Here is a 10607-nt window from a genome sequence, read left to right on the forward strand (position 1 = left end):
GAAGGGGGATTACTTGGTAGGGGTAGGTGCTGCTGGTAGTGGCATCCAGTGGGTTATGGTTGTTTCGTCAATTCTCGATTGCCAGAAACCAAACATGCGGAAGCATGTGTATCTGTATTTTCCATCCCACACCAACACAAGATCGTTATCTACGGGCATTCTCTCACTGCAAGCTATCCACCCGGCAGGTAACGTGTAACCCTGGCTTACAGGTTCGGCGTTACCGGACAACCGGAGCACGCTTTGCTCGTATTCTGCAATCTGTGGGTCTACTGGTGTTGATAGGTCGCGAACTGCATCGCAGGACTGGAGCATTTCGGCGCGGTGCGCCATCCAGCCTGCGAGATACACCGAGCCAGGCGCATCAATATCGATACTGACATCACTCCATACAGTGCTTACGGCTTCTTCAAGTGTCATTTCATCAAGCACCGCAGGCGCAGGCGGGGCGGTGTATGCAATATCTGGGTGCGCCATCCTTGCATCTATAGCAGCGTCAAATTCATTACCCTCTAATTCAATTAACTCATTCCACCCAGCCAGGCCGGGTTCATTTTCTGCCCCAAATGCGTCTTTATCTCGTAGATACTGATACCGCATTGAGTTACGTAGGGCATGCGCATTGATTTTTCCGTTGTAATTGGCTCCCCGCCGGAATGCTTCTATCGCACTTAAATTTTGCGCATCTTCAGCAGTAAGTAGTGACATAGCCTCAAGATATGTCATTTCTTCGCCACTCATGTTGCGCTCAGCATCTGCGCGACGAGTGCGCTCGAAAACAGCGGCGTCCCTCCATGTTTCGAACCCATCTGGACCTTTATTTTCTATGCGCAAACGATAGAGTTCGGCGTAGATTTCATCTGTCACCGGCACACTCCGCGCCTCCCTTACAGCCAGCAGCTCGGCGGCTAAGTGGTGAACGAATGTGTTATCGGCCCATAGAGCAACAAGTTTTTTTAGATGTTCCGGATCTCTCGCTAATTCACGAAGATTGTCCGGGTTGTTAGTTAATCCTGTGTCGTTAATGTTCATGCATCACCCCCTGATGTTCAATTACTAATCCCAATTTCTCAGCCAAGGCCATTTCAGCGCGAGCGCCAAGTGAATCCTGCCAACCTTTGAGGAAAATAACTTTCGTTGCGCAGCGGATCATGGCGATACAGATATCCATGTATTCTGCTTGCGTCAGGCCGTCTGGAAGGGTTGCCGGGTTCAGCGGAACTTCACCGCACGCTTTAACATGATCGGCCATGAGGAAAAATTCAGGCCTGTTAAATTCTGCGATACCGGTCATTGGCCCGGCGATGTATGTTTTGTGCATAACTCCCCCTCGACCTCAGCCTTAAAGCCTGCCATTGCTGTTTCTACCAGCACTGCCGCAAGGCTTACTACTATTTGGTCACCAACAAACTTACATGCCATGCCGATTCCGGATTTCGGCAACTTGATAGGCTGCTGTAGTCGCTGCTCTGCTTCCTCTGCGCGCCTCCTGATTACCTGTATAGCCTCCACCAAATCAGTAGGAGCTACATCAATGGCATCCTCGCCAAAGCCAAGCGCAATGCGAACAGCACGGCTTTCACAAAGGCGCTGATCGGCTTGCCCCGCACTCATTGAATACCGCGCCAGTTGCTGGTCTTTCTCTTCCAGCGCTGCCAGCAGTGCGGTTACGTACTCTTGCGAGTAGAGCTTGTTTATTCCATCCGGCCAGTCACTAAAATCAGCACGCTCTGTTGGTGTCAGATTTTCTGCCGAGCAGTTAAGCCATGTATTGCCAGATACTTCTATTTCAAATACAGGCTGGCTAAGTGCTTCTAATTTATCTGTCATGCTGTTGCTCCTGCATCATCGTTGCCGTGTCGTAATACCCGATGAGCATTGAAAGTAACCCTGGGTTCTTGGCGACAAACCGGCATAGGTCGGCCATATCTTCAGGAACTGCTACTGTCACCAATGCCGATTGCTTGCCAGGGAAAACGCTAGGTTTGTTCAGAAGCTCTCTTAACGGCTGAATGCGTGATGAAATGTATTTACTCATAGCTTTGCTTCCTCCTGGGCGTACACTGGCAAGACATTGCGAACAGCAAACATTTCTTCATCTGGCTTGTGTGGCGTCTGTTCCTCAACCCACTGGCCGCCAACGTTGCAAATCTCATAACGCCAAGCAATTATTTTTCCGTTTTCCATTAGCCTCTCTCCCCCTGTGTGTGCTGCCCGCCCAGCACTTCACGGTCGTAGTTTTCATGCCGCGCTTGGCATTCAATGCTGCAATAGGCTTGGCCTTTCTCATCATCGAAAACGAACCCTTCTGAATCTGCATAAACAATGCGATTGCAGTAGCCGCATTCCTGACTCCAACCGTGCTCGGTGATAAGGACTTTCCAAGGCACGTTACCGGTGGCCGCGTAGCTATCAAGCTCAGGAACGCGACGACAAGAGACAATATCGCCAAATTCAACTTCCAGCTCGTTGGCACCTTCACGCCGCGCCGTAACATGGTTTTTGGCAAAGCGGATGCAACCAAACTCATCCGCCTGGACGCTAAACGCTTTCAGTTCGCTATCACTCTTCATGATGGGCCTCGCTGTCACACGTGCAACGACCGAACATGGCTAAACTGATCGGCGACGGATCATCCGGGTGTGAAATGCTGTTTGTGCTGTAGAGGGTTTTGCGTTAGATGACCGAATATTCACCCGGGCCAAACACCTGCAACAACTTGCCAACCCGGACAGATAATCGGGTGCTGCGACCGTTGCGGGTTTCAACAACAAACTCGCACTTGTCACCGATTTTTAGCTTTCTCGGTTCGCCTGCGTACCCGTTGCAAGTATCGCAGCGCTTCAGTTCGCTATTAGTTGCCATCACCGGGCCTCCACGCGCTTAAATTCGATCACCCACACCCATGGGTTAGCCTGCCAGCTTTCAGCTCCATAGATGGACTCCCAGAGCGTGGCAAACCGGTTGATATGGCTCGGCTGCAATGCCTCATGCTCGCCAAGGCTTTCCCACTTATCTTCTGGCACCCCATTGGCTGCAAACCATGTTGCAGAACCGACACCCTCTGCCTTGGCATCCTCTTCGCTGATATCGTTCAGGCGCTCAACGCGAACGGCGGTGATTTCCAGCACCAGGCGACAGGCTTTACGTGGCATGTGAAGTGATGGCGTCCACTTGAGCTTGTACTCCTTGCGGACTTCATCACCATAGGGAGTGGTATCAGCGCGGTATGTATACCCCTCAAACTGGCCGGTAATGGCTTCAATACCGGTGCCGGTCAAATCCATGAATGTTTCACGCACCCAAAGCCGATCCCCAATGTCACCAAATGGACAGGCATCGCCAACCAAGCCAACCCAGTCACCTTTTCCGTTCTGCAATTCCTCTTCGACATGCAGCATCGTTTGAAAGATATTGCTAGGCCACGAATGACCACCACGAGGCTTCCCATGCTCATCGACGTAATCGCATGGCTCCGGTTGTGGCTTCATCACTCGCCGCGTCTGCGTCTTGCGTCCATCGAGGATTGCGCGAACCATGTCGCCGTTGAAAAGCATTGGACGCTCTTTCATACCCGGCCCTCCCGCAGCTCGACAACGTACGCTTGCAGCTCGTTAATCTGCGACCGAATAGACATAGCTGTGGCGCCGAATGCGTGAGTATCCGGGTGCATGGCTTCGAGTTGCTTAAGCTTCTTCGCGATAAACTTCTCAATCGCTTTAGCCTCTACTTCTGCCAGTGCTGCGCCGGTGGCGGGGGTTTCGCTGTCGGATAGTTCCGGTAGAACTTCATCCCATGAAGCAACGTCACCGTTGAGATGCCAGCCGATAACACCTTCGCTATCGCGGGCTAAATCTTTAACTGCAGTGATGATGAAGTCTTGAATGCAATTCTCCGCCGCTAGCGCATCGCGCTCAGCAACAACAGCATCCAGCCGCTGCTTGAGTTGCTCGTAAGTCAGTACGTTCATGGTTGTTCCTTTTGTTCAAGCTTCAAGCGCAAACTGACGCCAATCTTCCGGGCCATTCGTTGAATGCCTCGTTGGGTGCGCTCAAGCTTTTCTGCGATGAGGGAGGCAGGCATAATTCCAGCCACCTCCCTGATGAATTGAAGTTCGTAGGATTCCCACTTTTCAGCCATCAGCGCCTCCATTGTTCGCCAAATACAAAGCCGATTTCTTCCAGCGCCTCGTCCATCTTTTCGATAAACTCAGGCACCATTTCGTCAAACTCAGCCATGTACTTTTCATCGCGCTCAACGACAACGTGGTGAATCCCTTCACGCTTCATTCGCGGGTCATAGTTAGCAAAGAACCAGGCATCCTTTCCGGTTACCCACATGCTGAATTGCACCTGAGCCATGTAAGCCACCTTGATAGCATCGAAGCCGCCAAGGCGGAATTTCATAAAGTCGCGGGAGGTGAAAGGGCATTTAAGCTCTAGGCCGTAGTCGTTACTGCATAGACCGTCAGGGGAGCAGGCCGTGCGTAGCGTGTCGTCCTTGAACAGAATCGGGGCCTGCGCCACATTCACACCGGTGGTGAACTCAAACAGCATCCGTGCTGATTCCTCGTGCTCCTTGCCCCATGCCAGCGCCTTGGCGTTAACCTCCGGGGCCACGCCGGTGCATACCTCGCCAAGCAGCGTGTGGAAGTAGGACATCTTCATATCCGACCACTTCTTTCCGCTGCGGGGCTTTGATATGACGTTCGAAACTTCAGAGGCGGTGATTACGCCAAGCCTTAACCGCAGCCAGCTTTCATCACCTTGCTCGACTTTGAGCACATCCACGCCGGTGCGCTCCAGAATAATTTCTGGTGTCATGCTGCCACCTTGGCCTTTTTGGATAGAAAATCATGGGCCTTGATAGCTTCTGTCTCTGTCAGTTCTTCAGCCTTGGCAATAGGGCGGCGGAATATCTGTGAGCACAGTGGAAGCATGTCCTCTTCCCATGTTTTATCCATGTGAGTGAGAAGGTCGGTGATGGTTTGCAGGGTTTCCAGCGTAGCGGGGGATACGTCGCGTTCCTGGCTCCGTTCTTGGTTGAAGTTGATACCTTCACCGCTTTCGGTATTTACGTAGTCAATGGCAGCATCCAGGCGTTCACGACGAGGCCAATACTTTGCCGCCTGCTTAACAACAGTTTTCAATATCATCTGTTCTTCGTCGGTAACCCATGGGCAGGCCTTGCCTTTCGATTTAAACGCCTTCCAAGCCTCTGAGCGGTCGCGAATCGAATAGATATCCTCAGCCCTCATTGTGTGGGTCAGGTAGTCGCCTTCGTCCGTTTTGACTACCGTATAAGCACCAACAACATCGCCACGCTGCTCTATGGTGTCGAACTCGTTAAACTCATGCCGTGGGGCCTTATCGATGCCCACTCGCATAAACTTGTCGTTCTTGCGCACGATTGCCGACTGGCACCACTTAATCGCGCCTGATTGCTGCGCGATGTGCATCAGGCCCATGTAGCTAATATCGAGGCAGATAGCGCCTTTACGTGGCACCATGTAGGCCAGCTTTTGCGCTGGGTTAAGCGTTATCCCGATCGCTGCGATGTTCTTGATGGCGCTGCAGGTTGATACTGGGTTTTGAACAGCAACACCGGCCAGATAGTCGTTATTGGCGAAAATCTGCATTGCAAACTCCGCCTCACGCTTGAACGTTATGCTCGGCTCTGAGCACATCTGTTCAAACTCAGCTTTCAGCGGGTTAATCAGGCTGTGTACCTGAGTTACTAACTGCTGATTCATCACGCCACCTCCCTGAATGTTCCGTTCAAAAACTCGTTCTCGCTGGCCTGCCTGGTTGCCTCAGCAAGGCAAATGCGCTCAACCATGTCAGCGTATGCATCCTGTGCGCCATCGCCGTAGAGGCCCAATCCAGAGCGCAGGAACGGGTTAGCAAAATCGCTGAGTAACTCAGGCCACTTTTTAGAAAGCTCATCGGCCTTATCGCGAATCCACTCGCTCTTGGATTGCTCGTATTCACTTTTGCTTTCTCGAACCTCTTCGGCCCGGTCGTAGTTCGCATACGGATTCATTTCAACCCCCGATAAAATAGGCAGCGTGATACTTGGAATAAGTTGTCGTCTTTGCGCTCAATGGCTAGCATCGCCATTAGCTGCAATGCGCGGGATACGTTCATTAGGGCTCACCTCTCTGGTTCAGAGTGTCTTTAAGCCAGCGCCCTATAACGCGCATCCGGCGAGTGATTCTTTCGAGTAGTGATTCGTACTGAGCGCCCATGCTTGGGCACCCAGCAAATGCGAGCTCTTGCATGGGTGACTCCTGAATTTGAGATAAAAAAATGCCGCCCAGACTTGAGCGGCTAATTGATGACATTGAGGGTAATGCACTGGTCTGGAGCCAGTATCAAGCCCACTCGAAAATGAGCTTTGTACTGAGCTACTTGCCGAGAGCTTTGTTGATTGCTGCCTGCGCCTTTCGCTCTGCCGGGCCATCAAAGCCAAGTTCTGTAAGTGCCGCCATTACCTCCTGCAGTGATTCCAGTAATTCAGGCGCGGCTGCAAATAGCCGTGCGATATCAAAGTCGCCATTGAATCCAGCTCTTGAATAGACATGGCAGGCCTGCTCATTACCAGCATCAAAAACATATGTATCTCTTGCCGTGAAAGGCGCTCCCTTAAACTTACTCATCCCCAAATCCCCCACATAACAATCCAAAACACAGTGCAGCCGCTTATCATGGCTGCCCATACCTTCCCGCGATAAGACATGCTGCACCCCGCATCTAAGTCAGAACCAGCCCAGCACCGCACCCAGCGGAGCAACAAACACGCCGATAACACGCGCCACTTGCATACCGCCCCATTCGGCCAGAACAAAGCCGGAGTCGATGATTTTCCAAATGTTCATAATCCAGCCGATAATCCCGGCAATAACAACCAAGAAGCCAGCTATAGAAATCGAGTTCATATTTTCTCCAGACATAAAAAAAGCTGCGTTATGCAGCTTGTTCGGCGTTTGCCAGACTCTCGATGTAATCACGAGGGTCGTCATATTCATCGTTGTACCAGTCAACCCACTTGTCGGTGAGTTCCATGTCAGCCATTTCTTCTTCAGTTAGGCCTTCATCCCACATCTGCAATCCGTTCATGTTGCAGTAGTCAGGCTTGATGTTGTTCTCAAACTGGAACAGGTCGTAATCGTCCAGCACGTTCATCAGCCGCACACCTTCCTCTACAGTCGGCACCTCGACCAGGAACGGCTTGCCGGGAATCTGTGGGATATGCCAAACGCGAAATTTACTCATTGATTCACCCTCTCTGTTAATAATCTTGCCGAAGCCCCCACGTATAGAGGCAGCGGTAAAGTTACTGAGATTCTCTGCTTTGCTTATTCAGACTGTTAAATGCGTCCCTGAATATCGGGTATTCTTCTTTAGAAACCTTGCTCAGATAGCGGTGGGCAATTAGCCCGGTTTTTTCATCCAGCACTATCCGCCCATGCTTCACGCCGGTAACGAAGAAGAACCGAGGGAATTTGCGCCACTGAGTAATAAGGCCATCAGCTATCGCTTTCTGCATGAATGCCGGGATGCTCACCGAGCTGGCGGAGGCGACTTTCATTTCCTCCCTCTCGATAGCTGCTTTTGTCCGTTGAATTCCGCTCTCAAGCGTCCGTAGCGCGTCGTTTTGTTTATCCCACCTGTTCAGCGTAGCGCGGCCATTACGTTTATCGTTGAGCGGCTGACCGTTCGCCTGCTTGACCGTATCGAAGTGGTTCTGTAAGCGCTCATTGAACCGCGCTTCTTTTTTGGCAAGTGAGGCTCTTAAAATCTCAAGGCGCTTACTCATCGTGTAACCCTCACTTAACAATGTGAACTGCGTCTTTGCGTGTCTTACGATGCCCTGCGTTGAACATCGCTACCTGGGGTAAGCACATAGCCCCACAATCCTCCTGTGGCTGCCGTGGTGCTGCTGGGCCATCTATCAGGGTCAGTGCCTTGGCTACTCGCTGTGAGCCTAGCAGTGCCGCAGCTACGCTCCTTGTCAGGCGAATATCCTTGGTTAACTCTGCGCGGTGTGCTTTTGCCCTGCGAAGTTTCTTTGCTTCTCTCGCTTTCATAATCGACTCCGTTAATTGGCTTTGGTGGTGTGGCATGTGACTAACGTCATGCTCGCTGCTTTTAGCTGAACGGACATTTGCGCCATAGGCTCTCGGCTTGCTGATAACGCCTTCTTATCCGCCTCTCCGTTTACTACCGGGTGTCACCCGGAATCACACCCCAAAGCCAACTTCTCTCTGGTGGGGACGAATCATCCCCATGCTTAATTGTTAAAGAGCGTCCCGGTGGTCTGGGGTGGCGTTGTTGCTGCCGATGGATAGAATATACAAGATAACAAACTTTCTTGTAAACACTAAATCTTGTATTTTATTGTATTTGCTTGTCATGACGTTGTATTTAAAGTGAATTTAATTTTCGATGGGTAGATATTTGTATGAAAGAAAGGCAGGTTGCGGCGGCTCAGGTGGTTGCAGTAGGGTGCAGGAGTGGCGAAAAAGTGCAGGAGGGTGGATTTAGTGCAGGTGGTGCAGGTGTCGACCATGCAGCTTGATAGACAGGGTGTCGATGGTGGGGATCTAGGTGGTGAACAAAAGGCGGTTATTTTAATCGTACGGTATGAATATTAGTGGGTTATGGTGGTTACCGTGTAGCGATCGGCGGGCACAAAAAACCCGGCTCGGTGGCCGGGTGGTGCTGGTTTATTTTGCTGTTCTACCACGCCATAACTGACCAGTTGATAACGCGACCAATAATTGTCACATCATCAATGTCTGCTTCCTCGTCAGGGAACTCTTCTTTGTTGTAGCTGCGAATGCTCAGTCGCCGACCGGGTAATCTGTAGAGCAGTTTTATCCTAAAAAGCTCATCCTGCTCAATAGCATAAATCCCGCCATCCGTAATCTTCGTATGCCCTTTATCAACAGTGACTGTTGACTTGCTTGGGATCACAGGTGCCATACTGTCACCGTGCACCGGGAAACTGATCACGTTTGCTGGCTCAGCTCCATACCGGCGCAAGGTTGATTTAGAGAAGCGAAGTTTATATCCATTATGGTCTTCATTCGTCGTGCATCCAGCACCAGCAGCTAACTCAATGCTTTTGTAGAAAGGGATATAAACCTCGTCGTCATCAAGCGGAGTCTCATCGTCCCATGCTGATACCCCTGCCCACTCATGTTCCGGTGGAATGGTGGATTCTGGGTTATGTGGCTTTGGCTGATCCCCATTGCCAGTAAGAATCCATTTTAGGCTGCACCCCAAGGCCGCAGCAAGCTCTGGGAGGTAGCGCGGGCGCTTTGTCTTCCCATCTTCTAACTGCTGAATAGCCTGCTGTGAGGTTTTAGCTCTGGCAGCCAGCTCTGCCTGAGTCCACCCAAGCTCGGCCCTTCTTAACTTTACTCTTTCCGCAATATCCATAAGGCCCTCGGTTTATCACCTCCCATCTTTACAAGAAATAAGGTATTTGACAAACAAGCTAGTTTGACAATAAAATACAAATTAGTTTGTATGGAGGTTGTATGGAATCATTATCTGACCGACTCAAGCAGAAACGCATCGAGCTAAACCTCACGCAAGCGCAACTTGCTGAGCTGGCAGGGACGAAGCAACAAACCATTCAACAGGTCGAGTCAGGAACAACAAAACGACCGCGAGTGTTGGTGGAGTTGGCTCAAGCCCTCAAGTGCGATCCGATCTGGTTGTTGTACGGAAATTCAGGCGGAAAAGCCGCCTAGTCACACCGCTCTTTACACAATATGCCCGAGGGATGATTCGTCCCTTACCAACAACAGTGGTCACCCCACAGGGCTGATCACGTACTTAACCGACAGGGAAACTATACGAAATGGAATATGCAAAGACACGCAAAGCCGCTCTGAAGATTGAGAGTGCGCTATTGAACAAGATTGCCGTGAAAGGGGTTAGCTCTATCGCTGATGCGGTAGGAGTAGCTCCGTCACAAGTAACACGCTGGAAAGAGTCGCTGATACCGCGCATGAGCATGTTGCTGGCGGTGCTGGAGTGGGGCGTCGTTGACGATGACCTTGCAAGGCTGGCTAAGCAGGTGGCGATGTTGCTGACGCCAAAAGAAAAACCCCGGATGGCAGTCCGAGGTTCAGAGCAGATAACACTAAATTTCTGAGGTAATTATACATGCAAAACACTGGATCAGTAAACAGTGATACGGGCCAGCTAAAGGCTGGCGATAAGTTTGATACCCCATACCCGTTCAAGGAGTACGAATACACCTACCAGAATTATGATGGTGATATCGAATCCGTAACTCAGTGGGTTGGAGGGTGCCACAAGAAGCAAGAGCCAGCTGATTGTGGCTATGGCGAACAGACCTACTACGTTGCTGATGCTGAAGGCCGCCGCATTCTGGAAGTTCTGGCCGTTGTGGACATGCCGGGGAAGTGGCAACGCCGCATTCTCTACTCATGCACCATGATCCCACCAAACGAAAGACCAAGGCTAGGCCGGAAAGCCTTCACTGTCACCGAGTCTCGCTTCAAAAAAATGATTGGTGGCTACTTTGCTGATTACGAAGTCGAGGCGACCGAATGAATACAGCCAGAA

General features: G+C 51.1%; 23 protein-coding genes. 3 read left to right on the top strand and 20 right to left on the bottom strand.

Annotated elements, in window-relative coordinates; genetic code table 11:
- Positions 1 to 9: 9 nt before the first annotated feature.
- The 20 genes from KGP21_RS07995 to KGP21_RS08090 all read right to left on the bottom strand — a co-directional run bounded on the left by KGP21_RS07995 (position 10) and on the right by KGP21_RS08090 (position 9446).
- Positions 10 to 1032, bottom strand: a complete 1023-nt coding sequence (locus KGP21_RS07995; RefSeq protein ID WP_223537760.1) for a DUF551 domain-containing protein — start codon at positions 1030 to 1032, stop codon at positions 10 to 12.
- Entirely contained in the window at positions 1022 to 1321 is a 300-nt protein-coding gene (locus KGP21_RS08000; RefSeq protein ID WP_223537762.1) for a DUF4406 domain-containing protein, read from the bottom strand. The genes KGP21_RS07995 and KGP21_RS08000 overlap by 11 nt, the downstream gene beginning before the upstream one ends.
- Positions 1291 to 1830 (bottom strand): hypothetical protein, encoded by a 540-nt coding sequence (locus KGP21_RS08005; RefSeq protein ID WP_223537766.1) that lies wholly within the window; start codon positions 1828 to 1830, stop codon positions 1291 to 1293. Before KGP21_RS08005 ends, KGP21_RS08000 begins: the two co-directional genes overlap by 31 nt.
- On the bottom strand, positions 1820 to 2038 hold the full coding sequence (locus KGP21_RS08010) for a hypothetical protein (RefSeq protein ID WP_223537768.1): 219 nt from the start codon (positions 2036 to 2038) through the stop codon (positions 1820 to 1822). Before KGP21_RS08010 ends, KGP21_RS08005 begins: the two co-directional genes overlap by 11 nt.
- On the bottom strand, positions 2035 to 2187 hold the full coding sequence (locus KGP21_RS08015; RefSeq protein WP_223537772.1) for a hypothetical protein: 153 nt from the start codon (positions 2185 to 2187) through the stop codon (positions 2035 to 2037). The genes KGP21_RS08010 and KGP21_RS08015 overlap by 4 nt, the downstream gene beginning before the upstream one ends.
- A complete protein-coding gene (locus KGP21_RS08020; protein ID WP_223537775.1) occupies positions 2187 to 2573 on the bottom strand; it encodes a hypothetical protein in 387 nt (128 codons plus the stop codon). Before KGP21_RS08020 ends, KGP21_RS08015 begins: the two co-directional genes overlap by 1 nt.
- Positions 2574 to 2676: 103 nt before the next feature.
- Positions 2677 to 2865, bottom strand: coding sequence for a hypothetical protein (locus tag KGP21_RS08025; RefSeq protein WP_223537777.1), 189 nt, complete (start codon positions 2863 to 2865; stop codon positions 2677 to 2679).
- Positions 2865 to 3572: a hypothetical protein gene (locus KGP21_RS08030; RefSeq protein WP_223537780.1), complete on the bottom strand. Its 708-nt coding sequence runs from the start codon at positions 3570 to 3572 to the stop codon at positions 2865 to 2867. Before KGP21_RS08030 ends, KGP21_RS08025 begins: the two co-directional genes overlap by 1 nt.
- Positions 3569 to 3970 (bottom strand): hypothetical protein, encoded by a 402-nt coding sequence (locus tag KGP21_RS08035; protein WP_223537782.1) that lies wholly within the window; start codon positions 3968 to 3970, stop codon positions 3569 to 3571. Before KGP21_RS08035 ends, KGP21_RS08030 begins: the two co-directional genes overlap by 4 nt.
- Entirely contained in the window at positions 3967 to 4140 is a 174-nt protein-coding gene (locus KGP21_RS08040; protein ID WP_223537785.1) for a hypothetical protein, read from the bottom strand. Before KGP21_RS08040 ends, KGP21_RS08035 begins: the two co-directional genes overlap by 4 nt.
- Positions 4140 to 4823 (bottom strand): lambda exonuclease family protein, encoded by a 684-nt coding sequence (locus KGP21_RS08045; protein WP_223537789.1) that lies wholly within the window; start codon positions 4821 to 4823, stop codon positions 4140 to 4142. Before KGP21_RS08045 ends, KGP21_RS08040 begins: the two co-directional genes overlap by 1 nt.
- Complete coding sequence (locus tag KGP21_RS08050; protein ID WP_223537792.1) at positions 4820 to 5752, bottom strand: recombinase RecT; 933 nt, start codon at positions 5750 to 5752, stop codon at positions 4820 to 4822. The genes KGP21_RS08045 and KGP21_RS08050 overlap by 4 nt, the downstream gene beginning before the upstream one ends.
- Positions 5752 to 6042: a host nuclease inhibitor GamL gene (gene gamL / locus KGP21_RS08055; protein ID WP_223537794.1), complete on the bottom strand. Its 291-nt coding sequence runs from the start codon at positions 6040 to 6042 to the stop codon at positions 5752 to 5754. The genes KGP21_RS08050 and gamL overlap by 1 nt, the downstream gene beginning before the upstream one ends.
- A 103-nt stretch (positions 6043 to 6145) precedes the next feature.
- Positions 6146 to 6343: a protease FtsH-inhibitory lysogeny factor CIII gene (locus KGP21_RS29750; RefSeq protein ID WP_371824846.1), complete on the bottom strand. Its 198-nt coding sequence runs from the start codon at positions 6341 to 6343 to the stop codon at positions 6146 to 6148.
- 63 nt (positions 6344 to 6406) lie between these two features.
- Complete coding sequence (locus KGP21_RS08065) at positions 6407 to 6658, bottom strand: hypothetical protein (protein ID WP_223537797.1); 252 nt, start codon at positions 6656 to 6658, stop codon at positions 6407 to 6409.
- A 99-nt stretch (positions 6659 to 6757) separates the two neighbouring features.
- Complete coding sequence (locus KGP21_RS08070) at positions 6758 to 6937, bottom strand: hypothetical protein (protein WP_223537800.1); 180 nt, start codon at positions 6935 to 6937, stop codon at positions 6758 to 6760.
- Positions 6938 to 6965: 28 nt separating this feature from the next.
- Entirely contained in the window at positions 6966 to 7274 is a 309-nt protein-coding gene (locus KGP21_RS08075) for a superinfection exclusion protein (protein WP_223537803.1), read from the bottom strand.
- Positions 7275 to 7335: 61 nt separating this feature from the next.
- The gene (locus KGP21_RS08080; RefSeq protein ID WP_223537806.1) at positions 7336 to 7818 is read right to left on the bottom strand and encodes a hypothetical protein; all 483 of its coding nucleotides are present in this window, start codon (positions 7816 to 7818) and stop codon (positions 7336 to 7338) included.
- 10 nt (positions 7819 to 7828) lie between these two features.
- Positions 7829 to 8089, bottom strand: a complete 261-nt coding sequence (locus KGP21_RS08085; RefSeq protein ID WP_223537809.1) for a hypothetical protein — start codon at positions 8087 to 8089, stop codon at positions 7829 to 7831.
- A gap of 652 nt (positions 8090 to 8741) precedes the next feature.
- Positions 8742 to 9446, bottom strand: coding sequence for a helix-turn-helix transcriptional regulator (locus KGP21_RS08090; RefSeq protein ID WP_223537811.1), 705 nt, complete (start codon positions 9444 to 9446; stop codon positions 8742 to 8744).
- A gap of 101 nt (positions 9447 to 9547) precedes the next feature.
- Between KGP21_RS08090 and KGP21_RS08095 the strand changes: the two genes are divergently transcribed.
- The 3 genes from KGP21_RS08095 to KGP21_RS08105 all read left to right on the top strand — a co-directional run bounded on the left by KGP21_RS08095 (position 9548) and on the right by KGP21_RS08105 (position 10595).
- Complete coding sequence (locus KGP21_RS08095) at positions 9548 to 9763, top strand: helix-turn-helix domain-containing protein (protein ID WP_223537813.1); 216 nt, start codon at positions 9548 to 9550, stop codon at positions 9761 to 9763.
- Between the two features lie 110 nt (positions 9764 to 9873).
- Positions 9874 to 10170, top strand: a complete 297-nt coding sequence (locus tag KGP21_RS08100; protein WP_223537815.1) for a CII family transcriptional regulator — start codon at positions 9874 to 9876, stop codon at positions 10168 to 10170.
- Between the two features lie 11 nt (positions 10171 to 10181).
- Positions 10182 to 10595, top strand: coding sequence for a hypothetical protein (locus KGP21_RS08105; protein ID WP_223537817.1), 414 nt, complete (start codon positions 10182 to 10184; stop codon positions 10593 to 10595).
- The last annotated feature ends 12 nt before the right edge of the window (positions 10596 to 10607 follow it).

The organism is Serratia sp. JSRIV004 (genome assembly GCF_019968705.1).
GTDB classification, from domain to species: domain Bacteria; phylum Pseudomonadota; class Gammaproteobacteria; order Enterobacterales; family Enterobacteriaceae; genus Chania; species Chania fonticola_B.

What these genes read in the sequence shown, in the direction of transcription:
- KGP21_RS07995 (WP_223537760.1), bottom strand. Translation starts at nt 1,032, where the DNA reads ATGAACATTAACGACACAGGATTAACTAACAACCCGGACAATCTTCGT.
- KGP21_RS08000 (WP_223537762.1), bottom strand. Translation starts at nt 1,321, where the DNA reads ATGCACAAAACATACATCGCCGGGCCAATGACCGGTATCGCAGAATTT.
- KGP21_RS08005 (WP_223537766.1), bottom strand. Translation starts at nt 1,830, where the DNA reads ATGACAGATAAATTAGAAGCACTTAGCCAGCCTGTATTTGAAATAGAA.
- KGP21_RS08010 (WP_223537768.1), bottom strand. Translation starts at nt 2,038, where the DNA reads ATGAGTAAATACATTTCATCACGCATTCAGCCGTTAAGAGAGCTTCTG.
- KGP21_RS08015 (WP_223537772.1), bottom strand. Translation starts at nt 2,187, where the DNA reads ATGGAAAACGGAAAAATAATTGCTTGGCGTTATGAGATTTGCAACGTT.
- KGP21_RS08020 (WP_223537775.1), bottom strand. Translation starts at nt 2,573, where the DNA reads ATGAAGAGTGATAGCGAACTGAAAGCGTTTAGCGTCCAGGCGGATGAG.
- KGP21_RS08025 (WP_223537777.1), bottom strand. Translation starts at nt 2,865, where the DNA reads ATGGCAACTAATAGCGAACTGAAGCGCTGCGATACTTGCAACGGGTAC.
- KGP21_RS08030 (WP_223537780.1), bottom strand. Translation starts at nt 3,572, where the DNA reads ATGAAAGAGCGTCCAATGCTTTTCAACGGCGACATGGTTCGCGCAATC.
- KGP21_RS08035 (WP_223537782.1), bottom strand. Translation starts at nt 3,970, where the DNA reads ATGAACGTACTGACTTACGAGCAACTCAAGCAGCGGCTGGATGCTGTT.
- KGP21_RS08040 (WP_223537785.1), bottom strand. Translation starts at nt 4,140, where the DNA reads ATGGCTGAAAAGTGGGAATCCTACGAACTTCAATTCATCAGGGAGGTG.
- KGP21_RS08045 (WP_223537789.1), bottom strand. Translation starts at nt 4,823, where the DNA reads ATGACACCAGAAATTATTCTGGAGCGCACCGGCGTGGATGTGCTCAAA.
- KGP21_RS08050 (WP_223537792.1), bottom strand. Translation starts at nt 5,752, where the DNA reads ATGAATCAGCAGTTAGTAACTCAGGTACACAGCCTGATTAACCCGCTG.
- gamL (WP_223537794.1), bottom strand. Translation starts at nt 6,042, where the DNA reads ATGAATCCGTATGCGAACTACGACCGGGCCGAAGAGGTTCGAGAAAGC.
- KGP21_RS29750 (WP_371824846.1), bottom strand. Translation starts at nt 6,343, where the DNA reads ATGTCATCAATTAGCCGCTCAAGTCTGGGCGGCATTTTTTTATCTCAA.
- KGP21_RS08065 (WP_223537797.1), bottom strand. Translation starts at nt 6,658, where the DNA reads ATGAGTAAGTTTAAGGGAGCGCCTTTCACGGCAAGAGATACATATGTT.
- KGP21_RS08070 (WP_223537800.1), bottom strand. Translation starts at nt 6,937, where the DNA reads ATGAACTCGATTTCTATAGCTGGCTTCTTGGTTGTTATTGCCGGGATT.
- KGP21_RS08075 (WP_223537803.1), bottom strand. Translation starts at nt 7,274, where the DNA reads ATGAGTAAATTTCGCGTTTGGCATATCCCACAGATTCCCGGCAAGCCG.
- KGP21_RS08080 (WP_223537806.1), bottom strand. Translation starts at nt 7,818, where the DNA reads ATGAGTAAGCGCCTTGAGATTTTAAGAGCCTCACTTGCCAAAAAAGAA.
- KGP21_RS08085 (WP_223537809.1), bottom strand. Translation starts at nt 8,089, where the DNA reads ATGAAAGCGAGAGAAGCAAAGAAACTTCGCAGGGCAAAAGCACACCGC.
- KGP21_RS08090 (WP_223537811.1), bottom strand. Translation starts at nt 9,446, where the DNA reads ATGGATATTGCGGAAAGAGTAAAGTTAAGAAGGGCCGAGCTTGGGTGG.
- KGP21_RS08095 (WP_223537813.1), top strand. Translation starts at nt 9,548, where the DNA reads ATGGAATCATTATCTGACCGACTCAAGCAGAAACGCATCGAGCTAAAC.
- KGP21_RS08100 (WP_223537815.1), top strand. Translation starts at nt 9,874, where the DNA reads ATGGAATATGCAAAGACACGCAAAGCCGCTCTGAAGATTGAGAGTGCG.
- KGP21_RS08105 (WP_223537817.1), top strand. Translation starts at nt 10,182, where the DNA reads ATGCAAAACACTGGATCAGTAAACAGTGATACGGGCCAGCTAAAGGCT.